Source organism: Streptomyces tropicalis (assembly GCF_029269835.1).
Taxonomy (GTDB): Bacteria; Actinomycetota; Actinomycetes; order Streptomycetales; family Streptomycetaceae; genus Streptomyces; species Streptomyces tropicalis.
The window spans coordinates 193271-217386 of record NZ_JARJBB010000008.1; the positions used below are offsets into that span (position 1 = coordinate 193271).

General features: G+C 75.9%; 17 protein-coding genes and 1 pseudogene. 15 read left to right on the plus strand and 3 right to left on the minus strand.

Annotated elements, in window-relative coordinates; genetic code table 11:
* Nucleotides 1-118: 118 nt before the first annotated feature.
* From P3H78_RS18020 to P3H78_RS18070, 11 genes are all read left to right on the plus strand, one after another.
* Nucleotides 119-3109, plus strand: a complete 2991-nt coding sequence (locus tag P3H78_RS18020) for an FAD-binding and (Fe-S)-binding domain-containing protein (RefSeq protein ID WP_276110030.1) — start codon at nucleotides 119-121, stop codon at nucleotides 3107-3109.
* 36 nt (nucleotides 3110-3145) lie between these two features.
* The gene (locus P3H78_RS18025) at nucleotides 3146-4156 is read left to right on the plus strand and encodes an EamA family transporter (protein ID WP_276110031.1); all 1011 of its coding nucleotides are present in this window, start codon (nucleotides 3146-3148) and stop codon (nucleotides 4154-4156) included.
* Nucleotides 4157-4467: 311 nt separating this feature from the next.
* On the plus strand, nucleotides 4468-5280 hold the full coding sequence (locus P3H78_RS18030) for a TIGR03084 family metal-binding protein (protein ID WP_276110032.1): 813 nt from the start codon (nucleotides 4468-4470) through the stop codon (nucleotides 5278-5280).
* Entirely contained in the window at nucleotides 5277-7010 is a 1734-nt protein-coding gene (locus P3H78_RS18035; protein WP_276110033.1) for an acyclic terpene utilization AtuA family protein, read from the plus strand. The genes P3H78_RS18030 and P3H78_RS18035 overlap by 4 nt, the downstream gene beginning before the upstream one ends.
* Nucleotides 7007-8605 (plus strand): acyl-CoA carboxylase subunit beta, encoded by a 1599-nt coding sequence (locus P3H78_RS18040; protein WP_276110034.1) that lies wholly within the window; start codon nucleotides 7007-7009, stop codon nucleotides 8603-8605. Before P3H78_RS18035 ends, P3H78_RS18040 begins: the two co-directional genes overlap by 4 nt.
* Nucleotides 8606-8613: 8 nt before the next feature.
* Nucleotides 8614-10461 carry an acetyl/propionyl/methylcrotonyl-CoA carboxylase subunit alpha gene (locus P3H78_RS18045; protein ID WP_276110035.1) on the plus strand — a complete coding sequence of 616 codons (1848 nt, stop codon included), beginning with the start codon at nucleotides 8614-8616 and terminating at the stop codon, nucleotides 10459-10461.
* Between the two features lie 119 nt (nucleotides 10462-10580).
* A complete protein-coding gene (locus tag P3H78_RS18050) occupies nucleotides 10581-11741 on the plus strand; it encodes an acyl-CoA dehydrogenase family protein (RefSeq protein WP_276110036.1) in 1161 nt (386 codons plus the stop codon).
* Nucleotides 11742-11859: 118 nt separating this feature from the next.
* Complete coding sequence (locus tag P3H78_RS18055; protein WP_276110037.1) at nucleotides 11860-13464, plus strand: 4-coumarate--CoA ligase family protein; 1605 nt, start codon at nucleotides 11860-11862, stop codon at nucleotides 13462-13464.
* A complete protein-coding gene (locus tag P3H78_RS18060; protein WP_276110038.1) occupies nucleotides 13461-14195 on the plus strand; it encodes an enoyl-CoA hydratase family protein in 735 nt (244 codons plus the stop codon). Before P3H78_RS18055 ends, P3H78_RS18060 begins: the two co-directional genes overlap by 4 nt.
* Entirely contained in the window at nucleotides 14183-14791 is a 609-nt protein-coding gene (locus P3H78_RS18065; RefSeq protein WP_276110039.1) for a TetR/AcrR family transcriptional regulator, read from the plus strand. Before P3H78_RS18060 ends, P3H78_RS18065 begins: the two co-directional genes overlap by 13 nt.
* Before the next feature lie 307 nt (nucleotides 14792-15098).
* The gene (locus tag P3H78_RS18070; protein ID WP_276110040.1) at nucleotides 15099-16136 is read left to right on the plus strand and encodes an isopenicillin N synthase family dioxygenase; all 1038 of its coding nucleotides are present in this window, start codon (nucleotides 15099-15101) and stop codon (nucleotides 16134-16136) included.
* Nucleotides 16137-16238: 102 nt separating this feature from the next.
* Here the strand turns inward: P3H78_RS18070 and P3H78_RS18075 are convergent, their stop codons facing one another.
* Nucleotides 16239-17339, minus strand: a complete 1101-nt coding sequence (locus P3H78_RS18075; RefSeq protein ID WP_276110041.1) for a citrate synthase 2 — start codon at nucleotides 17337-17339, stop codon at nucleotides 16239-16241.
* Between the two features lie 357 nt (nucleotides 17340-17696).
* On the opposite strand from P3H78_RS18075, the gene pdxH reads away from it, so the two are divergent.
* Nucleotides 17697-18326 (plus strand): pyridoxamine 5'-phosphate oxidase, encoded by a 630-nt coding sequence (gene pdxH, locus P3H78_RS18080; protein WP_276110150.1) that lies wholly within the window; start codon nucleotides 17697-17699, stop codon nucleotides 18324-18326.
* Between the two features lie 425 nt (nucleotides 18327-18751).
* On the opposite strand, the gene P3H78_RS18085 is transcribed toward pdxH, so the two are convergent.
* Nucleotides 18752-19711 carry an alpha/beta fold hydrolase gene (locus P3H78_RS18085; protein ID WP_276110042.1) on the minus strand — a complete coding sequence of 320 codons (960 nt, stop codon included), beginning with the start codon at nucleotides 19709-19711 and terminating at the stop codon, nucleotides 18752-18754.
* A 504-nt stretch (nucleotides 19712-20215) separates the two neighbouring features.
* Entirely contained in the window at nucleotides 20216-20908 is a 693-nt protein-coding gene (locus P3H78_RS18090) for an iron-dependent transcriptional repressor DtxR (protein WP_276110043.1), read from the minus strand.
* A gap of 279 nt (nucleotides 20909-21187) precedes the next feature.
* On the opposite strand from P3H78_RS18090, the gene P3H78_RS18095 reads away from it, so the two are divergent.
* The 3 genes and pseudogenes from P3H78_RS18095 (at nucleotide 21188) to P3H78_RS18105 (ending at nucleotide 24070) form a co-directional block, all read left to right on the plus strand.
* Complete coding sequence (locus P3H78_RS18095) at nucleotides 21188-21943, plus strand: SIS domain-containing protein (protein WP_276110044.1); 756 nt, start codon at nucleotides 21188-21190, stop codon at nucleotides 21941-21943.
* Nucleotides 21944-22040: 97 nt separating this feature from the next.
* Nucleotides 22041-22455 (plus strand): annotated as a pseudogene (locus P3H78_RS18100) (GNAT family N-acetyltransferase); the annotation flags it as partial.
* Between the two features lie 205 nt (nucleotides 22456-22660).
* Nucleotides 22661-24070 carry a PAS domain-containing protein gene (locus P3H78_RS18105; RefSeq protein WP_276110045.1) on the plus strand — a complete coding sequence of 470 codons (1410 nt, stop codon included), beginning with the start codon at nucleotides 22661-22663 and terminating at the stop codon, nucleotides 24068-24070.
* Nucleotides 24071-24116 lie beyond the last annotated feature (46 nt).

Here is a 24116-nt window from a genome sequence, read left to right on the forward strand (position 1 = left end):
ACGGCGGACGGAGCCGTGTCCGTCCGATGAGACGACGCCGTCAGCCTCCGGGACTGTCGGGTCCTACGAGGTTGACGCGCTGCCGGTGGCCGCCGCGCCGCGCGGGCATCCTGGAGCCATGACGGATCTCTCGGACCACCCGGACCACCCGGACCGTCCGGACCCGCCCGGGCTCGCGGACCTGGAGGCGGAACTGCGCCGGGCGGTGCGGGGCGAGGTCGGCTTCCGGGTCACCGACCGGGCGCTGGTCACCATGGACGCGTCCAACTACCGGCGTGTCCCGCTCGGCGTGGTCGCTCCGCGCGACGCGGACGACGTGGCCGCGGTCCTGGAGGTGTGCCGGGAGCGCGCGGTGCCGGTGGTGCCGCGCGGCGGCGGCACCTCCATCGCCGGGCAGGCCACCGGCACGGGGGTCGTCCTCGACTTCACCCGGCACATGAACCAGGTCCTCGCCGTCGACCCGGAGGAGCGGACCGCCCTCGTGCAGCCGGGGGTGGTGCTGGACCGGCTCCAGGAGGCCGCGGCGCCGCACCGGCTGCTCTTCGGGCCCGACCCCTCCACCCACGGCCGCTGCACCCTCGGCGGGATGATCGGCAACAACGCGTGCGGCGCGCACTCGGTGGCCTGGGGCACGACCGCCGACGGCGTGCGGGAGCTGTCCGTCGTCACCGCGCGCGGGCAGCGGCTGCGACTCGGGCCCGGGTGGGCCGGGGCGCCCGCGGGCCTGCGGGAGCTGGCGGAGCGGGAGACCGCCCGGCTGCGGACCGGTTTCCCGGACCTGCCGCGCCGGATCTCCGGCTACGCACTGGACGCCCTGCTGCCCGAGCGGGGCGCCGACGTCGCCCGGTCCTTCTGCGGCTCGGAGGGCACCCTCGCGGTGCTCACCGAGGCGGTGGTGGGGCTGGTCCGGGCGCCCGGCGCGCGGGCGCTCGCGGTCCTCGGGTACGCCGACGAGAGCGCCGCCGCCGAGGCCGCGGCCGGGCTGCTGCCGTGCCGGCCGCTCACCGTGGAGGGCATGGCGCGCGACCTGGTGCCGACCGCGTCCGGACTGCCGCGCGGCGGGGCCTGGCTGTTCGTGGAGACCGGCGGGGAGTCGCCGGAGGAGGCGCGTGCCGCGGCCGAGGCCGTGGTGCGCGCGGCCGGCGCCGTCGACGCCGCGGTCGTCACCGACCCGGCGGGGCGGCGGGCGCTGTGGCGGCTGCGGGAGGACGCCGCCGGCACCGCCACCCGCATGCCGGACGGCAGTGAGGCGTGGCCCGGCTGGGAGGACTGCGCGGTGCCCCCGGCCCGGCTCGGCGCCTACCTGCGCGCCTTCCGCGAGCTGCTGGCCGCGCACGGGCTGCGCGGCACGCCGTACGGGCACTTCGGCGACGGCTGCGTCCACGTCCGGATCGACTTCGACCTGCTGACACCGGACGGTGTCGCCCGCTTCCGGCGCTTCTCGCAGGACCTCGCCGAGCTGGTGGTCGCGCACGGCGGCTCCCTGTCCGGGGAGCACGGGGACGGGCGGGCGCGGGCGGAGCTGCTGCCGGTGATGTACGGCGCGGAGACGGTCGCCCTCTTCGAGCGGGCCAAGGCGGTCTGGGACCCCGACGACCTGCTGAACCCGGGGACGCTGGTCCGCCCGGCGCCGCTGGACTCGGGGCTGCGCTTCGACGTGCTGCCGCGCCGCCCCGTCGACGTCGCCTTCGCCTACCCGGCCGACGGCGGCGACTTCACCGCGGCGGTGCGCCGCTGCGTCGGCGTCGCCAAGTGCCGTACGGCGCGGCCCTCCGGGGCGGACGTGATGTGCCCGTCCTTCCGGGCGACCGGGGAGGATGAGCACTCCACGCGCGGGCGCGCCCGGCTGCTGCACGAGATGCTCGCGGGCGACCTGGTCACCGGCGGCTGGCAGTCGACCGAGGTGCGCGACGCCCTCGACCTGTGCCTGTCCTGCAAGGGCTGCCGCTCCGACTGCCCGGTCGGCGTCGACATGGCCACCTACAAGGCGGAGTTCCTGCACCACCACTACGCCGGGCGCCGCCGCCCCGCCGCGCACTACACGATGGGCCGGCTGCCGCAGTGGCTGCGCTGGATCGCCCGCACCCGCACCGCACCGCTGCTCAACGCGCTCGCCGCGCTGCGGGCCCCGGCGGCGCTGGCCGGGCGGCTCGGCGGGTTCGCGCCCGGGCGGGACCTCCCGCGGCTGGCCGCCCGGCCGTTCAGCCGCTGGTGGCGGGATCGGCGCCCGGCCGCCGACGGCCCCGGCGACCTCGTCGTCCTGTGGCCCGACACCTTCACCGAGCACCTCTCGCCGTCCGTGGGCCGGGCCGCGGTACGGGTGCTGGAGGCGGCCGGGCTGCGGGTCGCGCTGCCGCCGACGCTGCGGCTGCCGCGGCCGGCCGCGGGGCGGTCGGCGCTGCTGGACCCGGTGGCGGTGCTGCGCGGCCGCGGCCGGGTCTGCTGCGGGCTGACCTACGTGTCGACGGGCCAGCTCGACCGGGCCCGCGCGGTGCTGCGCCGCACCCTGTACCTGATGGAGCCGGTGCTGGACACCGACGCCCCGGTCGTCGTCCTGGAGCCGAGCTGCGCCGCCGCCCTGCGCACCGACCTCCCGGAGCTGCTGCCCGGCGACCCGCGCGCCCGGCGCCTGGCCGACCGGGTGCTGACCTTCGCCGAGACCCTGGAACGCCACGCCCCCTCCTGGCGGCCGCCCCGGCTGGACCGCCCGGTCGCCGGGCAGACCCACTGCCACCAGCACGCGGTCCTCGGGGACGCGGCCGAGCGGCGGCTGCGTGCGGCGGCGGGCCTGACGGGCGAGCTGTCCGGCGGATGCTGCGGCCTCGCCGGGGACTTCGGCTTCACCCGGGGCCACGAGGAGGTGTCGAAGGCGTGCGCGGAGGAGCAGTTGCTGCCCTCGGTCCGCGACGCGCCGCCGGAGGCGGTCGTCCTGGCCGACGGGTTCTCCTGCCGGACCCAGCTGGAGCAGCTCGCCGGGGTGCGCGGCCGCCATCTGGCGGAGGTCCTCGCCGACGCGCTGGACGGGGCGCCGGACGACCGGGGGCCGGAGCCCGCGGTGGACGGCCGAGGGCCTGTGCAGGACAGTGGCGTCAAGGGTTCACACCCCTGACTGAGTCCATTACCCTGGACTCCGCAGTACACCCCGATGAACGCACTCCGAGTCAGCCCTGGACCGCCCGTGAGCCTCCCCGGCACGCCCCGCGCCACCACGCCCGCGCCCTCGTCCGCGGCCCCGGCCGCCCCCGCACCGCAGGCCGGCGCGCCGCACCGGAGGGGCTCGCTCGGGCCGGTCGGCCTGGTCCTGGCGGGCGGGGTGTCGGTGCAGTTCGGCGGCGCGCTGGCGGTGACGCTGATGCCGCGCGCCGGGGCGCTCGGGGTCGTGGCGCTGCGGCTGCTGGTGGCCGCGATCGTGCTGCTGCTGGTCTGCCGGCCCCGGCTGCGCGGGCACTCGCGCACCGACTGGGGCACGGTCGTCGTCTTCGGCGTCGCCATGGCCGCCATGAACGGCCTCTTCTACCAGGCCGTCGACCGCATCCCCCTCGGTCCCGCCGTCACCCTGGAGGTCCTCGGGCCGCTGGCCCTGTCGGTGCTGGCCTCGCGCCGTGCCCTCAACCTCGTCTGGGCCGCCCTCGCCCTCGCCGGGGTCTTCCTCCTCGGCGGCGGTGGCTTCGCCGGGCTCGACCTCGCCGGAGTCGCCTTCGCGCTCGGCGCGGGCGCGATGTGGGCCGCGTACATCGTCTTCAGCGCCCGTACCGGACGGCGCTTCCCGCAGGCCGACGGGCTGGCCCTGGCGATGGGCGTCGGCGCGGTGCTCTTCCTGCCGCTGGGGATCGCGGAGTCGGGGGCGAAGCTCGCCGACCCGACGACCTTCGCCCTGGGCGCGGCGGTGGCGCTGCTCTCCTCGGTCCTGCCCTACACCCTGGAACTCCTCGCCCTGCGCCGCCTGCCCGCCTCCACCTTCGCCGTGATGATGAGCCTGGAGCCGGCCCTCGCCGCGACCGCCGGGTTCCTGGTCCTCGGCCAGTCCCTCTCCTCGTGGCAGGCGCTCGCGATCGCCCTGGTCGTGGCGGCGAGCATGGGCGCGGTCCGCACCCAGGTGGGCCGCCGCGGGGGCTCGGCGGCGCTGCCGGGCCCGGAGGCGTCGGCGGGGCAGTAGAGCGGGGGTCCTGCGGACCCCGGCGCCGCGCCCACCCCGGTGGGGGCGTTGCGGGGCGGCCCCGACCCGGGGCGTTCGGGGGTCGTCCCGGCCGGAGTGTTCGGGGGCCGTCCCGGCCGCTCGGCCGGAGTCTTCAGGCCGTCCCGGCCGCCTCGGCCGGGGTGTTCGGGGTGCCGTCCCGGTCGACCCCGCCCCTGATCGGGGCGGCCCCGCCCCACCCCCGTACATCTCACCCGCGCCCGGCCGCGGGCGGTCCGAAAATTCATGCAAGCATGCTTGATTGTTTCTGGGCCCGCTGCCATGCTCCCCCCATGGCCGACCCGACGCCCGTCATCGACGACCTGCGTGCCGAGAGCGACGAACTCGATCTGCTCGTGACCGAGTTGAGCCCCGAGCAGTGGAGGCTCCCGACGCCCGCACCCGGCTGGACCGTTGCCCACCAGATCGCGCATCTCGCCTGGACCGACCGGTCGGCGCTGCTCGCCGTCACCGACGCGGACGGCTTCCGCGGACTGGTGGAGAAGGCGCTCGCCGCCCCCGGCTCGTTCGTGGACGAGGGCGCGGAGGAGGGCGCCCGCCGGCCGCCCGCCGAGCTGCTGGCGGCGTGGCGGGAGGGGCGCACCGCCCTCGACCGGGCACTGCGGGCCGCACCGTCCGGCGCCCGCTTCCCCTGGTACGGGCCGCCCATGGCCGCCGCCTCCATGGCCACCGCCCGGCTGATGGAGACCTGGGCCCACGCCCTGGACGTCGCCGACACGCTCGGCGTGGTGCGGCCGCCCACCGACCGGATCCGGCACGTGGCGCGCCTGGGCGTGCGCACCCGGGACTTCGCGCACACCGTCCACGGACTCACCCCGCCGGCGGCGGAGTTCCGCGTGGAACTGCGGGCGCCGTCGGGCGGGACGTGGTCCTTCGGACCGCCCGACGCCTCGCAGCGCGTCACCGGGTCCGCGCTCGACTTCTGCCTGCTGGTCACCCAGCGTGCCCACCGCGACGACCTGGACCTCCGGGCCGAGGGCGAGGACGCCGACCGCTGGCTCGGCATCGCCCAGGCCTTCGCGGGGCCGCCCGGCGAGGGACGGAAGTCCGGTGCCGAGCGGGAGCCGGAGGCGGGCGCCCGGTGACGGGCGTGCTGCGCGTCGGCAACGCCTCCGGCTTCTACGGCGACCGCTTCGACGCCCTGCGCGAGATGCTCACCGGTGGCGAACTCGACGTCCTCACCGGTGACTACCTCGCCGAGCTGACCATGCTGATCCTCGCCCGCGACCGGCTGAAGGACCCCGCCGCCGGATACGCCCGCACCTTCCTGCGCCAGCTGGAGGAGTGCCTCGGCCTCGCCCACGAGCGGTCGGTGCGGATCGTGGTGAACGCCGGCGGCCTCAACCCCGCCGGACTCGCCGACGCCGTACGGAAACTGGCGGACCGGCTCGGCGTCCCGGTGCGGGTCGCGCACGTCGAGGGCGACGACCTGACCGCCGCCCACCCCGCAGGCCCCGACTCCGCCCGGCCCGGGCAGACCGCCACCGGCAGTCTCGCCACCCACGCCTACCTCGGCGGCTTCGGCATCGCCGCCTGCCTGCGCGAGGGCGCCGGCATCGTGGTCACCGGCCGGGTGAGCGACGCGGCCCTGGTCTCCGGGCCAGCCGCCGCCCACTTCGGCTGGGGGCCGGGGGACTACGACCGCCTCGCGGGCGCCGTCGTCGCCGGGCACCTGCTGGAGTGCGGGGCCCAGGTCACCGGCGGCAACTACGCCTTCTTCACCGACCACGACCCCGACCGGCTGCGCCGCCCCGGCTTCCCGCTCGCCGAGATCCACCCGGACGGCACCGCCGTCGTCACCAAGCACCCCGGCACCGGCGGCGTCGTCGACGTCGGCACCGTGACGGCCCAGCTGCTGTACGAGACCGCCGGTGCCCGCTACGCCGGACCCGACGTCACCGCCCGGCTGGACACCGTACGGCTGTCCCAGGACGGGCCCGACCGGGTCCGCGTGGAGGGGGTCCGCGGCGAGGCCCCGCCGCCCACCCTCAAGGTCGGCCGCAACCGCCTCGGCGGCCACCGCAACGAGGTCGCCTTCGTCCTCACCGGCCTGGACGTCGAGCGCAAGGCCGCCCTCGTCCGCAGCCAGATGGAGGACGCCCTCGGCACCGCCGACGGCCGCCCGGCGGAGGTGCGCTGGGACCTCGTCCGCACCGACCGCCCCGACGCGCCGACCGAGGAGACCGCGAGCGCCCTGCTCCGGCTCGTCGTGCGCGACCCCCGCCCGGAGGCCGTGGGACGCGCGCTCACCGGCGCCGCCGTGGAGCTGGCGCTCGCCAGCTACCCCGGCTTCCACGTCCTCGCCCCGCCCGGGAAGGGCTCCCCGTACGGGGTGTTCGAGGCCGCGTACGTGCCCCGCGACGGCGTCGCCCACGAGGCCGTCCTCGACGACGGCCGCCGCCTGCCCGTCCCGGCGCCCCCGGACACCCGTGTCCTGGCCGCCGTGCCGGAGCCGCCGCTGCCCGCCCCGCTGCCGCCGGGACCCGTCCGGCGGGCCCCGCTCGGGCTCGTCGCCGGAGCCCGCAGCGGCGACAAGGGCGGCGACGCCAACGTCGGGGTGTGGGCGCGCGACGACGACGCCTGGCGCTGGCTCGCCCACGAGCTGACCGCCGACCGCTTCCGGGACCTGCTCCCCGAGACCCGCGCGCTCACCGTGGTCCGCCACGTCCTGCCCGCGCTGCGCGCCCTGAACTTCGTCGTCGAGGGCGTCCTCGGCGAGGGCGTCGCCGCGCAGGCCCGCTTCGACCCGCAGGCCAAGGCCCTCGGCGAATGGCTGCGCTCCCGCCACCTGGACATACCGGAGGCCCTGCTGTGACGGTCCTGCCCACCGCCCTGGACACCACCGCCGAGGAGTACCGCACGCACCGGTCGGCGATGCTGGCCAAGCTGGCCGACCTCGACGCCGAGCACGCCAAGGCCCTCGCCGGCGGCGGCGCCAAGTACGTCGAACGGCACCGCGGCCGCGGCAAGCTGCTCGCCCGCGAGCGCATCGAGCTGCTCCTCGACCCCGACACCCCCTTCCTGGAGCTCTCCCCGCTCGCCGCCTGGGGCAGCGACCACACCGTCGGCGCCTCCCTCGTCACCGGCATCGGCACGGTCGAGGGCGTGGAGTGCATGATCACCGCCAACGACCCGACCGTGCGCGGCGGCGCCAGCAACCCGTGGAGCCTGAAGAAGGCCCTGCGCGCCAACGACATCGCGCTCGCCAACCGGCTGCCCTGCATCAGCCTGGTCGAGTCCGGGGGCGCCGACCTGCCCTCGCAGAAGGAGATCTTCATCCCGGGCGGCGCGATCTTCCGGGACCTGACCCGGCTGTCGGCCGCCGGGATCCCGACCGTCGCCGTGGTCTTCGGCAACTCCACGGCGGGCGGCGCCTACGTCCCCGGCATGTCCGACCACGTCGTCATGGTCAAGGAGCGGGCGAAGGTCTTCCTCGGCGGCCCGCCGCTGGTGAAGATGGCGACCGGCGAGGAGAGCGACGACGAGTCGCTCGGCGGCGCCGGGATGCACGCCCGCGTCTCGGGCCTGGCCGACTACTTCGCCGTCGACGAGCCCGACGCCCTGCGCCAGGCGCGCCGCGTGGTCGCCCGCCTCAACCACCGCAAGGCGTACCCGGATCCGGGCCCCGCGGACCCGCCGAAGTACGACGAGGAGGAACTCCTCGGGATCGTCCCGGACGACCTGAGGACGCCCTTCGACCCGCGCGAGGTGATCGCCCGGATCGTAGACGGCTCCGACTTCGACGAGTTCAAGCCGCTGTACGGGACCAGCCTGGTGACCGGCTGGGCGGCCCTGCACGGGCATCCCGTCGGCATCCTCGCCAACGCGCAGGGCGTGCTCTTCAGCGCGGAGTCGCAGAAGGCCGCGCAGTTCATCCAGCTCGCCAACCAGCGCGACATCCCGCTGCTGTTCCTGCACAACACCACCGGCTACATGGTCGGCAGGGAGTACGAACAGGGCGGCATCATCAAGCACGGCGCCATGATGATCAACGCGGTGTCGAACAGCCGGGTCCCGCACCTGTCGGTCCTCATGGGCGCCTCCTACGGCGCCGGCCACTACGGCATGTGCGGCCGCGCCTACGACCCGCGCTTCCTGTTCGCCTGGCCGAGCGCCAAGTCCGCCGTCATGGGCCCGCAGCAGCTCGCGGGCGTGCTGTCGATCGTGGCCCGCCAGTCCGCGGCCGCGAAGGGGCGCCCGTACGACGACGAGGCGGACGCGGCGCTGCGGGCCATGGTGGAGCAGCAGATCGAGTCCGAGTCGCTGCCGATGTTCCTGTCGGGCCGGCTCTACGACGACGGCGTCATCGACCCGCGCGACACCCGCACCGTCCTCGGCCTGTGCCTCTCCGCGATCCACACCGCCCCCTACGAGGGCGCGCGCGGCGGCTTCGGCGTCTTCCGGATGTGAGGAACCACGTGATTTCGACTCTGCTCGTCGCCAACCGGGGCGAGATCGCCTGCCGGATCGTCCGCACCTGCGCCGGCCTCGGCATCCGCACGGTGGCCGTGCACTCGGACGCCGACCGGGACGCGCTGCACGTGCGCCTGGCCGACGCCGCGGTCCGGCTGCCGGGGGCGGCGCCCTCGGACACGTACCTGCGCGGCGACCTGATCGTGAAGGCGGCGCAGGCCGCGGGCGCGGACGCCGTGCACCCCGGATACGGATTCCTGTCCGAGAACCCGGACTTCGCGCGCGCCGTGCGCGACGCCGGCCTGGTCTGGATCGGGCCGCCGCCGCAGGCGATCGAGGCGATGGCGTCCAAGACGCGCGCCAAGGAACTGATGGGCGTGCCGCCGCTGACCGAGGTGACCGAGGCCGACCTGCCGGTGCTGGTGAAGGCGGCCGCGGGCGGCGGCGGGCGCGGCATGCGCGTGGTGCGCCGCCTCGCCGACCTGGACGCCGCACTGGCGGCGGCCCGCGCGGAGGCGGCGAGCGCCTTCGGCGACGGCGAGGTCTTCACCGAGCCGTACCTCGAACAGGGCCGCCACGTCGAGGTGCAGGTCCTCGCCGACGCCCACGGCACGGTGTGGACGCTGGGCACCCGCGACTGCTCCCTGCAGCGCCGCCACCAGAAGGTGATCGAGGAGGCCCCCGCCCCGGGCCTGCCGCCGGACCTCGTGCGGCAGCTGGAGGAGACGGCGGTCCGAGCGGCCCGGGCCGTGTCCTACGAGGGCGCCGGCACGGTCGAGTTCCTGGTCGCCGACGGCCGGGCCCACTTCCTGGAGATGAACACCCGCCTCCAGGTCGAACACCCCGTCACGGAGGCCGTGTTCGGGATCGACCTGGTCGCCGAGCAGATCCGCGTCGCCGAGGGCCGGCCCCTCCCGGCCGAGCCGCCCGCCGCCCGCGGCCACGCCGTCGAGGCCCGTCTCTACGCGGAGGACCCGGCCGCCGGATGGGCCCCGCAGACCGGCACCCTGCACCGCCTGGCCGTCCCCGGCGGCGTCCGCCTCGACACCGGCTACGCCGACGGCGACACCGTCGGCGTCCACTACGACCCGATGCTCGCCAAGGTCGTCGCCCACGCCCCCACCCGCGCCGAGGCCGTGAGACGGCTGGCCGGCGCCCTGGAGCGGGCCGCCGTCCACGGTCCCGTCACCAACCGGGACCTGCTCGTCCGCTCGCTGCGTCACGAGGAGTTCACCGGCGGCGGCATGAACACCGGCTTCTACGACCGCCACCTCACCGCCCTCACCGAGCCCGCCCCCGACCCGTACGCCCCGCTGGCCGCCGCCCTCGCCGACGCCCACGGCCGGTCCCGCTTCGGCGGCTGGCGCAACCTGCCCTCGCAGCCGCAGACCAAGAGGTACGCGGGGGCGGGGGAGGAGCACGAGGTCCGCTACCGCCACACCCGGCAGGGCCTCGCGGCCGACGGGGTGCGGGTCGTGCACGCCGACGCGCACCGGGTCGTCCTCGACGTGGACGGCGTGCAGCGCACCTACGGCGTCGCGCGCTACGGCGACGACCGGGTGTACGTGAACGGCAGCAGCCTCACCGCCCTCCCGCGGTTCCCCGACCCGGCGGCCCGGCACGAGCCGGGCTCCCTGCTGGCCCCGATGCCGGGGACGGTCGTCAGGATCGCCGAGGGGCTGGCCGAGGGCGCCGCCGTCCGGGCCGGACAGCCCCTCGTCTGGCTGGAGGCCATGAAGATGCAGCACCGCATCACCGCCCCCGCGAGCGGCACCCTGACCGCCCTACCCGTGTCCCCGGGCCAGCAGGTGGAGCCGGGGACGCTCCTGGCGGTGGTGCAGGAGACCTCCTAGGAGGCCCGCCCCGTCCCGGCCCCGCCGCCGAACACCCGCCCGTCCCGCTCCGACGCGACCGGGGCGGTGCGGGAACTGCGCGCCCAGCCCCCGGATCACCCGCAGTCCGAAGGAGCCCCATGACCTCTCTGACCGACTCCGCAGAACAGCAGGCCCTCCGCGCCGCGGTGGCCTCCCTCGGCCGGCGCTACGGCCGCGACTACCTCGTCCGCACCGTCGCCGAGGGCCGCCACCCCGCCGAACTGTGGGCCGACGCGGGCAAGCTCGGCTACCTCGGCGTCAACCTCCCCGAGGAGTACGGCGGCGGAGGCGGCGGCGTCGCCGAACTGTCCATCGTGCTGGAGGAGCTGGGCGCCGCCGGCTGCCCCCTGCTCATGCTCGTCGTCTCGCCCGCGATCTGCGGCACGGTCATCGCCCGCTTCGGCACCGAGGAGCAGAAGCGCACCTGGCTGCCCGGCCTCGCCGACGGCACCCGCACCATGGCCTTCGGCATCACCGAACCCGACGCCGGCTCCAACTCCCACCGCATCACCACCACCGCCCGCCGCGACGGTGCCGACTGGCTGCTCACCGGCCGCAAGGTGTACATATCCGGCGTCGACCTCGCCGACGCCGTCCTGATCGTCGGCCGCACCGAGGACGCCCGCACCGGACGCCTCAAGCCCTGCCTGTTCATCGTCCCGCCGGACGCCGAGGGCTTCCAGCGACGGCCCATCGACATGGAACTGAGCGCGGCGGAGAAGCAGTTCGAGCTCGTCCTGGACGATGTGCGGCTGCCCGCCGACGCCCTCGTCGGCGACGAGGACGCGGGCCTGCTGCAGCTCTTCGCCGGCCTCAACCCCGAGCGCATCATGACCGCGGCCTTCGCGATCGGCATGGGCCGCTTCGCGCTGGACCGGGCCGTCGGGTACGCCCGCGACCGCGCGGTGTGGAAGACCCCCATCGGCGCCCACCAGGCCATCGCCCACCCCCTCGCCCAGGCGCACATCGAGCTGGAACTGGCCCGCCTGATGATGCAGAAGGCGGCCCACCTCTACGACGCCGGCGACGACGCCGGTGCCGGCGAGGCGGCCAACATGGCCAAGTACGCGGCCGCGGAGGCCTGCGTGAAGGCCGTCGACCAGGCCGTGCACACCCTCGGCGGCGCCGGCCTCACCCGCGAGTTCGGGCTCGCCTCGCTGATCACCGCGGCCCGGGTGGCCCGGATCGCCCCGGTGAGCCGGGAGATGATCCTCAACTACGTCTCCCACCAGACCCTGGGCCTGCCCAAGTCGTACTGACCGGCGTCCGCCCGGTCCCCGCCGCCGCGCCCGGTCCCCGTGCCGGCCCCGCGCCGGGCACAAGGACCGGGCACGGACCGCCCGGCCGCCACCGCCGCCGCAGCCGCCTGGAGGAAGCGTGTTCCGCAGCGCGTACAAGGACGTCCCGGCCGTCGAACTGCCCATCCACGAGGCCGTGCTGGGCCGCGCCGCGGACCTCGGCGACGCCCCGGCACTCGTCGACGGCATCGACGGCACCACCCTCACCTACGGAGAGCTGGACCGCTCCCACCGCCGCATCGCCGCCGCCCTCGCCGCGTCCGGCCTGCGCCGGGGCGACGTGCTCGCCCTGCACAGCCCCAACACCGTCGCCTTCCCCGTGGCCTTCTACGCCGCCACCCGCGCGGGCGCCACCGTCACCACCGTCCACCCGCTCGCCACCGCCGAGGAGTTCGCCCAGCAGCTGCGGGACTGCGGCGCCCGCTGGATCGTCACCGTCCGGCCGCTCCTCGACACCGCCCGCCGGGCCGCCGAACTGGCCGGCGGGGTCCGGGAGATCCTCGTCTGCGACGGCGCCCCCGGACACCGCTCGCTGGCCGACCTGCTCGCCTCCACCGCCCCCGAACCGCAGGTCGCCGTCGACCCGGTGCGGGACGTGGCGGCCCTGCCGTACTCCTCCGGCACCACCGGCACCCCCAAGGGCGTCATGCTCACCCACCGGCAGATCGCCACCAACCTCGCCCAGCTGGAGCCCGCGATCTCCGCCCGCCCCGGCGACCGCGTCCTCGCCGTCCTGCCCTTCTTCCACATCTACGGGCTGACGGCGCTGATGAACGCCCCGCTGCGCCAGGGCGCCACCGTCGTGGTCCTGCCCCGCTTCGTCCTGGAGGACTTCCTCCGCGCCGTCCAGGACCACCGCATCACCCACCTGTACGTGGCCCCGCCGATCGTGCTGGCCCTCGCCAAGCACCCGGTGGTCGACCGGTACGACCTGTCGTCGCTGCGCTACGTCGTCAGCGCCGCCGCGCCCCTGGACGCCGCCCTCGCCGCCGCCTGCTCCCGGCGCCTCGGCCTGCCGCCCCTCGGCCAGGCGTACGGCATGACGGAACTGTCGCCCGGCACCCACGTCGTCCCGCCCGACGCCCTGCACGAGGCGCCGCCCGGCACCGTCGGCCGGCTCATCGCGGGCACCGAGATGCGCATCGTCTCCCTGACCGACCCCGGCCGGGACCTGGGCACCGGGGAGCCCGGCGAGATCCTCGTCCGCGGACCGCAGGTCATGAAGGGCTACCTCGGCCGCCCCGACGCCACCGCCGCGATGATCGACCCCGACGGCTGGCTGCACACCGGGGACGTCGGCCACGTCGACCCCGACGGCTGGCTGTTCGTCGTCGACCGGGTCAAGGAACTCATCAAGTACAAGGGCTACCAGGTGGCACCCGCCGAACTGGAGGCCCTGCTGCTCACCCACCCCGGCGTCGCCGACGCCGCCGTCATCGGCGTCCTCGACGACGACGGCAACGAGATACCGCACGCCTACGCCGTGCGCCGCCCCGGCGAGGCCGGGCCCTCCGCCGCCGGTCTCATGGCGTACGTCGCCGAACGCGTCGCCCCGTACAAGCGGATCCGGCAGGTGACCTTCGTCGACTCCGTGCCCCGCGCGGCCTCCGGGAAGATCCTGCGGCGCCACCTGCGGGACCTGTACGCACGACGACCGCACCCCACCCCCGAGGAGCCCGCGTGACCCTGATCGGACGCAGCCGCGAACGCGCCGTCGAGGCCCTCAGCCTCGACTCGCCGGACACCCGCAACGCCCTGTCCGCGGCCCTCGTCGGCGAACTGGCCGACGCGCTCGCCGCATGCGACCGGGACGACGGCGTCCGCGCGGTGCTGCTCACCCACACCGGCACCACCTTCTGCGCCGGCGCCGACCTGCGCGACCCGCCCGCCCCCGACGCCGTGGTCGGCCTGCTCCGCTCGGTCGTCGCCCTGCGCAAGCCCGTGGTCGCCCGCGTCACCGGGCAGGTCCGGGCCGGCGGCCTCGGCCTGCTCGCCGCCTGCGACATCGCCGCCGCCGCGCACGGCGCCGGCTTCGCCTTCACCGAGGTCCGCATCGGCGTCGCCCCCGCCGTCATCACCCTGCCGCTGCTGCCCCGCACCGACCCCCGCGCACTGGCCCGGTACTACCTCACCGGCGAGCGCTTCGACGCCGCCGAGGCGGCCCGCATCGGCCTGGTCACCGCCGCCGGCGACGACGTCGACACCGTCCTCGCCCCCGTCCTCGACGGCCTGCGCCGCTCCGCCCCCGAAGCCCTGGCCGAGACGAAACGGCTGCTCACGGCTAGGGTGCTGGAAGCCTTCGACCGGGAGGCGGCCGACCTGACCGCGCTCTCGGCCCGGCTGTTCGCCTCCGCGCCGGCCCGCGAGGGCATGACGGCCTTCCTCGAACGACGGGACCCCCCATGGGTGGTGTGAGCACGACGGAACGGGACCGCGTGCCCAAGCAGGACCGCAGCCGGGCCACCCGGCAGCGCCTCCTGGAGGCCGCCGTGGCCTGCCTCGCCGAGCACGGCTGGACCGGCTCCACGGTCTCCGTGGTCGCCGAACGCGCCGGCGTCTCCCGCGGCGCCGCCCAGCACCACTTCCCGACCCGCGAGGACCTCTTCACCGCCGCCGTCGAGTACGTCGCCGAGGAACGCTCCACCGCGCTGCGCGACCTGTTCCCCGAGGGCGCCGCCGGGGACCGGCAGGCCGTGGTCGCCGCCCTCGTCGACCTCTACACCGGCCCCCTCTTCCGCGCCGCCCTCCACCTGTGGGTCGCCGCCTCCCACGAGGACCAGCTCGGCCCCCGCGTCGCCGAACTCGAGGCCCGCGTCGGCCGCGAGACCCACCGCATCGCCGTGGAACTGCTCGGCGCCGACGAGTCCCGCCCCGGCGTCCGGGAGACCGTCCAGGGCCTCCTCGACATGGCCCGCGGCCTGGGCCTGGCCAACCTGCTCACCGACGACTCCGCCCGCCGCGAGCGCGTGGTCGCCCAGTGGGCGGCCCTGCTGGAGAACGGCCTCGTCTGACCCCGGCGCCGCAGGTCCCGGCGCCGACGGCGCCCTCCGTACCGCACGGCCGCCGCGGATGTGACCGAAGCCACTTCCTCCCGCCGCGCGCCGCAGTACCCTGTGCGCATGCTTCCGATGCTCGTCCGACGCCGACACGTGGACTACGTGCGCGTCACGAGCATGGGCTGTCGGCGCTCCGCCTGACCCCAGCCCTCTCTCGCGGCGCGCCCCTGACGCGCCCGCATCCCCCGCCCATTCGGCACCCGCGCCCGCACGCCCACCCATGGCTGCGGCCCGGGACCCCGTACACCCTGCGGACGCTCCCATGACGAACACGGTCCCCGCGGCGGCGAACCCGTCGTACGACCAGCTCCCGATCATCGACCTCTCCGACGCCGACCGCGGCCCCGAGGCCCGTGCCCGGCTGCACGACCGGCTGCACGGCGCCGCCCACGACGTCGGCTTCTTCCAGCTCGTGGGGCACGGTGTCACCGCCGCCGAGACGGACGCCCTGCTCGCCGCGATGCACGCCTTCTTCCGGCTCCCCGAGGCCGACCGCCTGGCCCTGGACAACGTCGGCTCGCCCCACTTCCGCGGCTACACGCGCACCGGCGACGAACGCACGGCCGGTGCCCGCGACTGGCGCGACCAGCTCGACATAGGCGCCGAGCGCCCCGCCAGGATCCCCGCACCCGGCGAACCCGCCTACTGGTGGCTCCAGGGCCCCAACCAGTGGCCCGCCGCCCTGCCCGAGCTGCGTGCGGCCGCCCTCACCTGGATCGACCGGCTCGGCGCGGTCGCCGACCGGCTGCTGCGCGAACTGCTCACCGCCATCGGCGCCCCCGCCGACTTCTACGCGCCCGTCTTCGGCGCCCACGCCCACCCGCACCTCAAGCTCGTCCGCTACCCCGGCAGCGCCGACGACGGCACCGGCCAGGGCGTCGGCGCCCACAAGGACTACGGCTTCCTCACGCTGCTGCTCCAGGACCGGATCGGCGGCCTCGAGGTGCAGCGCGCCGACGGCCGCTTCCACCCCGTGCCGCCGCTGCCCGGCGCCTTCGTCGTCAACCTCGGCGAGCTGCTGGAGGTCGCCACGGACGGCTACCTGAGGGCTACCAACCACCGCGTGGTCTCACCGCCCGGCGCCACCGAGCGGTTCTCCGTGCCGTTCTTCTACAACCCGCGCCTGGACGCCCGGATCGAGCCGCTGCCCTTCCCGTACGCCTCCACCGCCCCCGGCGCCACCGACGACCCGGGCAACCCGCTGTTCGCCGAGTACGGCTACAACGAGCTCAAGGGCAAGCTGCGGGCCCACCCCCTGGTCGCCGAACGGCACCACGCGGAGCTGCTCAGCCCTGCGTGAGTGCCGTGCGCGCGGCACCGTACGGGTGCGGTGTCGCCGTGTGCGGCACCCTCGTGCGGCACCCCGTGTGCGGCGCCGTCGCGCGGGTGCCGCCGGTGCGTCTCAGTGCGCGATGTCCGCGTGGCCCGCGACCTCCTGCGGGCTGCGCGGACCGGGGCCCACATAGCGGGCCGAGGGCCGCACCAGGCGGCCGGTGCGCTTCTGCTCCAGGATGTGCGCCGACCAGCCGGCGGTCCGCGCGCAGGTGAACATGGACGTGAACATGTGCGCCGGGACCTGGGCGAAGTCCAGCATGATCGCCGCCCAGAACTCCACGTTGGTGGCCAGCACCCGGTCCGGCCGGCGGTTGTGCAGCTCCTCCAGCGCCGCCTTCTCCAGCGCCTCCGCGATCTCGAAGCGCGGGGCGCCCAGCTCGCGCGCCGTCCGCCGCAGCACCCGCGCCCGCGGGTCCTCCGCCCGGTACACCCGGTGCCCGAAGCCCATCAGCCGCTCACCGCGGTCGAGCGCCTGCTTGACGTAGCCCACCGCGTCGCCGGTCCGCTCGATCTCCTCGATCATCCCGAGCACGCGGGACGGGGCGCCGCCGTGCAGCGGGCCCGACATGGCACCCACCGCGCCCGACAGGGCGGCCGCCACGTCGGCCCCGGTGGAGGCGATGACCCGGGCGGTGAAGGTGGACGCGTTCATGCCGTGCTCCGCGGCGGACGTCCAGTAGGCGTCGACCGCCGCAACGTGCTTGGGGTCCGGCTCGCCGCGCCAGCGGATCATGAAGCGCTCGGTGATGGACTGCGCCTTGTCGATCTCCCGCTGCGGCACCATCGGCAGGCCCTGCCCGCGCGCCGACTGCGCGACGTAGGACAGCGCCATCACGGCCGCCCGGGCCAGGTCGTCGCGGGCCCGCTCCGCGTCGATGTCGAGCAGCGGCCTCAGCCCCCACACCGGCGCCAGCATCGCCAGCGCCGACTGCACGTCCACGCGGATGTCGCCGGAGTGCACCGGGATGGGGAAGGGCTCGGCGGGCGGCAGACCGGGGTTGAAGGCGCCGTCCACGAGCAGTCCCCACACGTTGCCGAAGGAGACGTGGCCGACGAGTTCCTCGATGTCGACGCCCCGGTACCGCAGGGCGCCGCCCTCCTTGTCCGGTTCGGCGATCTCCGTCTCGAACGCGACGACTCCCTCGAGTCCGGGTACGAAGTCGGACATCAGGCGGCTCCTCGTGATGTGTGCGGCGGATGACGCGGTGGGGACGCCGGCCAGGTGCCGGACGCCGGGAAGGCGCGTCCGCGGCAGGGATCCCCGGTCGCGGCGGCGACTCGCGGTCCGCTGCGGACATTCCTGTCATGCCCCGTGCGGTCGGCCATCACCCCACCGGAAACGGCAGCAGCACGATAACCCCGTGTGTCACGGTTGGGGAGGGTGCGCGGCACCCGGTGCCAGGAGCGGACCCGATGACACCCCCACCGGTCCCCCGTAGCCGTAGGGCAGGATGACCGCGTGACCGACGAAGAAGCCGGACCCCGTCGGCAGGGCCGAGAGGGCGCTCCCGCCGACCCCGCCTCCATGCGCAAGCACTACCGGGCCGAGGGGCTGTCCGAGACCGACCTGGCCGACACGCCCGTGGCGCAGTTCGCCCGCTGGTTCCAGCAGGCCGCCGTGGAGGCCGGGCTGTTCGAGCCCAACGCGATGATCGTCTCCACCGCGGACGCCGACGGCCGCCCCAGCGCGCGCACGGTCCTGCTGAAGGCCTTCGACGAGCACGGCTTCGTCTTCTACACCAACTACGAGTCCCGCAAGGCCCGCGACCTCGCCGAGAACCCGCACGTCTCGCTGCTCTTCCCGTGGCATCCGATGGCCCGCCAGGTCATCGTCCAGGGCGTCGCCCGGCGAACCGGGCGCGACGAGACCGCCGCCTACTTCCGCAGCCGCCCGCACGGCTCCCAGCTCGGCGCCTGGGCCAGCGCCCAGTCCACGGTGGTGGCCTCCCGGGCGGACCTCGACGCCGCCTACGCGGAGCTGGCCGCCCGCCACCCGGAGGGCGAGCAGGTGCCCGTGCCGCCGCACTGGGGCGGCTTCCGGGTCGCCCCGCGGAGCGTGGAGTTCTGGCAGGGCCGGGAGAACCGCCTCCACGACCGGCTGCGCTACGTCGCCGAGCCGGACGGCGGCTGGCGGGTGGAGCGCCTGAGCCCCTGACCGCGTGGGGCCGGGCCGGCGCCCGCAGACGCAGACGACCCGCGGGCCTGGTCCTCGCGAGGAGGAGCCGGCCGGACGTGCCGGCAAGCCCGCGGGTCGGGTGACTGCTTGGGATGGGGCCGGCTGCACGCGTCTTCCACGTGCCGGTCCGGCACCGCACTCGGTGGGGTGACGGGCCGCTAGCCCGCAGTCACCTCACGCGTCCGGTTTCCATACATCTGCCGAACCACCTCCCTTCTCGTGTACCCCCCACCCTAGGAACGCGCCGGGCCCGTATCAACCGTTTTTTCGGTGCGCAGGCGTGACCCCGTGACGGGGCGGCGGACGGTACCCGGCGGATCGGTGTGCGGGGAGCGGATCGGACACGCGCGGCCGACGGCGACGGCGTGCACGTGGTGACCCGGTCGGTCCGGGCCGCGGCCGGCTCAGCCGGTGAGGACCGTGTCGAGGAAGGTCTCGATGGCGGCGCGCCAGGCGTCCGGCTGGTCGTAGTGGACGAGGTGGCCGGCGTCGGAGACCTCCGCGTACTGGCCGCGGGGCAGGACGCGGACCATCTCCTGGGCCTCGGCGCGGCCCAGTTCGCCGTCGAGGCCGCGGACGACGAGGGCGGGGCAGCGGACCTGGGCCAGCTCCTCCCAGTGCGCGTCGTAGACCCAGGTCTCCCGGGACTGGAGCATCCGCTCCGGTTCGAAGACGGGGCGCCAGCCGTCGGGGCACTCGTGCATGACCTCGGCGTAGAAGGCGCCGCGGGCGGGGTTGGGGCGCTCCACCCAGGGGTCGTCCTCGCCGAACCACTTGCGCACGTCGGCGAGGGTGGCGAAGGGGGTGGGCCAGGCCCGGAACCAGTCCTCCCACTCGCGCTGGGAGGCCGCACCGAGGGCGGAGGCCCGCATGTCGCAGATGATCAGGCCGCGGACCAGGTCGGGGCGCTTCGCGGCGAGCTGCCAGGCGGTGAGGGCGCCCATGGCATGGCCGACGACGACCGCCGGGCCGAGGCCGAGCTGCTCGACGGCGGCCTCCGCGTCGTCGACGTACGCCTCACGGGTGTACGCCGCGCGGGGCGGCTTGGCGCTCTGGCCGTGGCCGCGCTGGTCCAGCGCGACGGCGCGGTGCCGCTCGGACAGCCAGCGGGCGGTGGAGGCCCAGTGGGAGGCCCGGCCCATGAGGCCGTGCAGTAACAACACCCCGGAGCCCCGCCCGGCCGGGACGTCCGCCGGATCGGGCGGGCCGGCCGGATCCGGCCCGGACGCCCGGCCGCGGACCGGCTGCCCCGGCCCGGCCTGCCGGGGCAGCACCGGCGCCGGACCCGTCTTGGGCGGGTCGGCGAACTCCCAGGCGGCAAGGCGCACGCCACCCGTGCCGATCACGTCGATGCGTCGCGTCATTGGCCCTGGTACCCCCCTGGCTCCGCTCGGACCGGCCGCGGCCCCGCCGGCGGGTCCCCAGGGCCGTGGCCCCTCCGCCGTCGTGCCGCCGCCCTGCCGGTCTCGTCATGCACCTTCTTGTAGCGCACGTCCGGTGTGGCCCGTCACTCCCACGCTATCGAAAGCTCATTCGAGAATGAGGGCCGTGCAAGGAAACACCCCTCGTTCGAGTGACCCTCCTCGAGGCATGATCGCCGCCGCCGAGGGGAGATCTTCAACGGGAGGCGGGCCGCTCGGGGAAATCGGTCCGAAGGGGACGACCCTGGGAGCTCGGGGCTCCGGGTCGGCACAGGGGAGGACAGGCCCCGGCGCCCTGCGGCGCCGGGGCCTTCCGCGTCTGCTCGGCACATCCTCCCGCCCCCTTACGGTCCTATGCCTTCCGCGACAGCCTCGCACGCGCAGCGCCCGAGCGCTGCGATTCGGCGCACGCGGGCCCGGATTCGCCGCGATCGCGGAGCGGCCCGCTCAGCGCTTGGCGACGAAGACGTGGGACGCGACGTCCGCCGCCAGCTCGGCCGCCTCGCCGCCGCTGCCGACGAGCACCCCGCCCGCCGCCCCGGTCACGCTGACCACCGAGCCCGGCTGCACCCCCGCGCGCCGCAGCGTGTGCATCAGCTGCGCGTCCGTCTGGATCGGCTCGCCGATGCGCCGCACGACGACCGTCATGCCGTCGCCGCCCGGGTCCAGGTCGGCCAGCGACACCATGCCCTCGTCGAGGAACGGGTGGGCGCCGTCCTTCTCGCCCAGCTCCTCCAGGCCCGGGATCGGATTGCCGTACGGCGACTCGGTGGGGTGGCGCAGCAGCTCCAGCACGCGGCGCTCCACCGCCTCGCTCATCACGTGCTCCCAGCGGCACGCCTCGGCGTGCACCTGCTCCCACTCCAGGCCGATCACGTCGACCAGCAGGCACTCGGCGAGCCGGTGCTTGCGCATCACGCGCGTGGCCAGCCGGCGGCCCTCGTCCGTGAACTCCAGGTGCCGGTCCGCGGCCACGGCGACGAGGCCGTCGCGCTCCATCCGGGCGACGGTCTGGCTCACGGTGGGCCCGCTCTGGTCGAGCCGCTCCGCGATCCGGGCGCGCATGGGGACGACGCCTTCCTCCTCCAGCTCGAGGATGGTGCGGAGATACATCTCCGTGGTGTCGATCAGTCCGGACATACGTGCCCCTCGATTACCTCTGCCGGAGACTCGGCGGCTCCCGGCGCGTGCGCTGGCCCTGGATTCAATTCTGACGCATACCACCGACAACCGGAGCGCGCCGCGGGAACCGCGGCTCCCGCGGCGCCGTCCGCCACCGCGGGCGCCCGCGCGCCGCCACGCCGTCGGGCGCCACCGGTCACCGTATTGACACGGATCTGGTCCAGACCTCACCGTGATCCGCGACACACCGACACACCACCCCGGCCCACAGAGCCCGACACCGAGAAGGGACCCCGGATGAGCGACCGCACGCCGGCCGGCCAGTTCTTCGACGCCGCCATCGGCCTGCTCCGGCGGGTCCGCGACGAGGAGGCCGGGCCGATCGAGGCCGCCGGCACGCTGCTGGCCGACACGGTGGCCGCCGGGGGCCGCCTCTTCGCGTTCGGCGCCGGGCACTCCTCGCTGGCCGCCCAGGACATCGTCTACCGGGCCGGCGGGCTGGCCCTGATGAACCTGCTCGCCGTGCCCGGCACCGTCGGCGTCGACGTCGTCCCGGCCACCCTCGGCTCCGCCCTGGAGCGCGTCGACGGTCTCGCCACCGCCGTCCTGGAGACCTCCCCGCTCCGCGCCGGGGACGCCCTGGTGGTCGTGTCCCTGTCCGGCCGCAACGCCCTCCCCGTGGAGATGGCCCACACGGCGCGCTCGCTCGGCGTGCGGGTCGTCGGCGTCACCTCCGTCGCCTACGCCGACGCGACCACGTCCCGCCACTCCTCGGGGACCTACCTGAAGGACCACTGCGACGTCGTCCTCGACTCGAAGATCGCGCCCGGGGACGCCGAACTCACCCTGGACACGGTCGCGGCACCCTTCGCCCCGGCCTCCACCGTCGTCACCTCGGCCCTGCTCCAGGCGGTCATGGCCACCACCGCCGGGATCCTCGCCGACCGCGGCATCGAGCCCCCGCTGCTGCGCTCGGGCAACGTCGACGGCGGCCACGAGTGGAACGGCCGCGTCTTCGACACGTACGCCGACCGCATCTTCTACCGCCGCTGAACCGGCCGGCTCCGGCCGCGGCGGACCGGGGCCGACCCCTCCCCGCCCCGGCCGCACCGCGGTCGACCCCGCCGCGGGCCCGGGGTCGGCTGCCGCCATGTCCACGCTGCGCATCGAACCCGCCACCGGCGACGGCCTCCTCCGCGACAGGCGGCACGTGCACAACACGATCGTGCCGCCGGCCGCGCCGGCCCTCGACGAGGTGCGCGAGCGCGCCGGGCGCAACCGGCTGGAGAACGCCTGCCTCGGCGACGTCCTCGTCGGCTGTTCCACCGTCCGCCCGCCCGCCGGCCGGCCCGGACGCGGCCGCCACGGTCATCGCGCGCGTGCTGCCCGGGCACCGTCGGCTCGGCCACGGCGCGGCCCTGTACGAGCGGGGCCTCGCCCACGCGCGGGCACTCGGCGCGCGGGCGGTGGAGACCGTGGTCGTGGCCGCCGCCGACGACGGCGTCCGGTTCGCGCGGGCCCGCGGGTTCGCCGAGGTGGAGCGGTACGTGATGCCCGGCGAGTCGGACCTGGGATCACCCGGCGGCTGGACCGGGACCCCGCGCGGGACGTGCCGCCGCCCGCCGCCGGGGCCCCGGCCGGAGCGTGATTCCTTCAATCTCCCGCCATCTTGCGGGAACCCGGTGTGCGTTGCGTCACGTTCGAGTTGAATGAGAGGCAGTGAGCGGATCGACGCGCCGTGCGTGCGGACGCAGCCTGCAGGGGGTCCAGGTGAGTGCTTCCCGGCGTAGTGGGACCACCGGCGAACTGGGGCCGGACGAGCCCGGGCGGGACGGCCCGCCCGTCCCCGGGTCCGACCTGCTGGCCGCCCTGCTGGACGGGATGGACGCGGCCCTGTGCGCCCTCGACGCCCGCGGCGTCGTCACCCACTGGAACCGCGAGGCGGAGCGCATCCTCGGCTGGACCGCCGCCGAGGCGGTCGGCCGGTCCGGCTTCGCCGGGTGGGCCGTGCGCCGCGCCGACGCCGAGGAGGTCGAGGCGCGGCTGATGTCCGCCATGCGGGCCCCGGGCCGGCAGGTGCACGAGTTCGCGCTGCTCACCAAGGACGGCGGCCGCGTCCTGGTGCGGACCCAGTCCGCGGCCGTGCGCGGACCGGACGGTGCGCCCGCGGGCGTGTACTGCGCCTTCAGCGAGGTGCACGCGCAGATCGACCTGGAGCGCTCCATCGCCCTGAGCGAGGCGCTGTTCGAGGACGCCTCCTGGGGCGTCGTCCTCGTCGACGCCGACCTGCGGCCCGCCGCGGTCAACGCGTACGCCGCGCGGGCGCTGGGCACCGGCCGCTCCGCCGCGCTCGGGCGGCCGCTCGGCGAACTGCTCGACCAGGGCGCGGAGGAGGTCGAGAGCGCCCTCACCCACGTCCTGGCCGAGGGCGCGCCTCCCGCGCCGGCCGAGATCCGGGTGAGCGTGCGCGGCCAGGAGGACGAGCGGCGGCGCTGCTGGCGCAGCGGCTTCGTGCGGCTGGCCTCGCCGCTCGCGGAGGAGCCGGTGCCGCTCGGGGTCGCCTGGCTGTTCACCGACGTCACCGAGGCCCGGCAGGGCGAGCAGGAGGCGGCGCTGCTGCGGTTCCGCAGCAATCAGCTGCACCGGGCCGCCCGGGCCGCCGCCGAGTGCGAGGACCCCGTGGAGGCGGCCACCGTGCACCTCGACTTCGCGCTCGCCGGCTTCGCCGACCACGCCTTGGTCGACCGGCCGGCCGGCGGCGTCCTCAGCGGCGACGGGCCGCCCGCCCCGGTCCGGCTGGTGCGGATGGCGGCCACGCCCTCCCGGGGCCCCGGGCCGAGCCTGCCCGGCGGACGGGCCGGCCTCCCCGTCGGCTACGGCGAGGGGCACCCCGCCGTGCAGTGCGTCGAGCGGACCGGGTCGGTGCGGGCCGGAGCGGGCGCGGTGCCGGCCGACCGGTCCCGCGAGTGGGCCCTGTCCCGCAAGTGGCCGGCGGACACCGTGCACGCCCTGTGCGCGGTGCTGCGCAGCCGGGGCCGCACGCTGGGCGTGGTGACCTTCCTGCGCAGCTCCGGCCGCGCACCCTTCGAGCGCATCGACACCGCGTACGCCGAGGACGTCGCCGCCCGCATCGCCGCGTCCCTGGACCTGGCGACCCTCATGCAGCCGGACCGGCCCTGACCGCATCCGCCGCCCGTGCCGGCCGGGACCGGCCCCCGCGGCCGTC

What these genes read in the sequence shown, in the direction of transcription:
- P3H78_RS18020 (WP_276110030.1), top strand. Translation starts at nt 119, where the DNA reads ATGACGGATCTCTCGGACCACCCGGACCACCCGGACCGTCCGGACCCG.
- P3H78_RS18025 (WP_276110031.1), top strand. Translation starts at nt 3,146, where the DNA reads ATGAACGCACTCCGAGTCAGCCCTGGACCGCCCGTGAGCCTCCCCGGC.
- P3H78_RS18030 (WP_276110032.1), top strand. Translation starts at nt 4,468, where the DNA reads ATGGCCGACCCGACGCCCGTCATCGACGACCTGCGTGCCGAGAGCGAC.
- P3H78_RS18050 (WP_276110036.1), top strand. Translation starts at nt 10,581, where the DNA reads ATGACCTCTCTGACCGACTCCGCAGAACAGCAGGCCCTCCGCGCCGCG.
- P3H78_RS18065 (WP_276110039.1), top strand. Translation starts at nt 14,183, where the DNA reads ATGGGTGGTGTGAGCACGACGGAACGGGACCGCGTGCCCAAGCAGGAC.
- P3H78_RS18070 (WP_276110040.1), top strand. Translation starts at nt 15,099, where the DNA reads ATGACGAACACGGTCCCCGCGGCGGCGAACCCGTCGTACGACCAGCTC.
- P3H78_RS18075 (WP_276110041.1), bottom strand. Translation starts at nt 17,339, where the DNA reads ATGTCCGACTTCGTACCCGGACTCGAGGGAGTCGTCGCGTTCGAGACG.
- pdxH (WP_276110150.1), top strand. Translation starts at nt 17,697, where the DNA reads ATGCGCAAGCACTACCGGGCCGAGGGGCTGTCCGAGACCGACCTGGCC.
- P3H78_RS18085 (WP_276110042.1), bottom strand. Translation starts at nt 19,711, where the DNA reads ATGACGCGACGCATCGACGTGATCGGCACGGGTGGCGTGCGCCTTGCC.
- P3H78_RS18090 (WP_276110043.1), bottom strand. Translation starts at nt 20,908, where the DNA reads ATGTCCGGACTGATCGACACCACGGAGATGTATCTCCGCACCATCCTC.
- P3H78_RS18095 (WP_276110044.1), top strand. Translation starts at nt 21,188, where the DNA reads ATGAGCGACCGCACGCCGGCCGGCCAGTTCTTCGACGCCGCCATCGGC.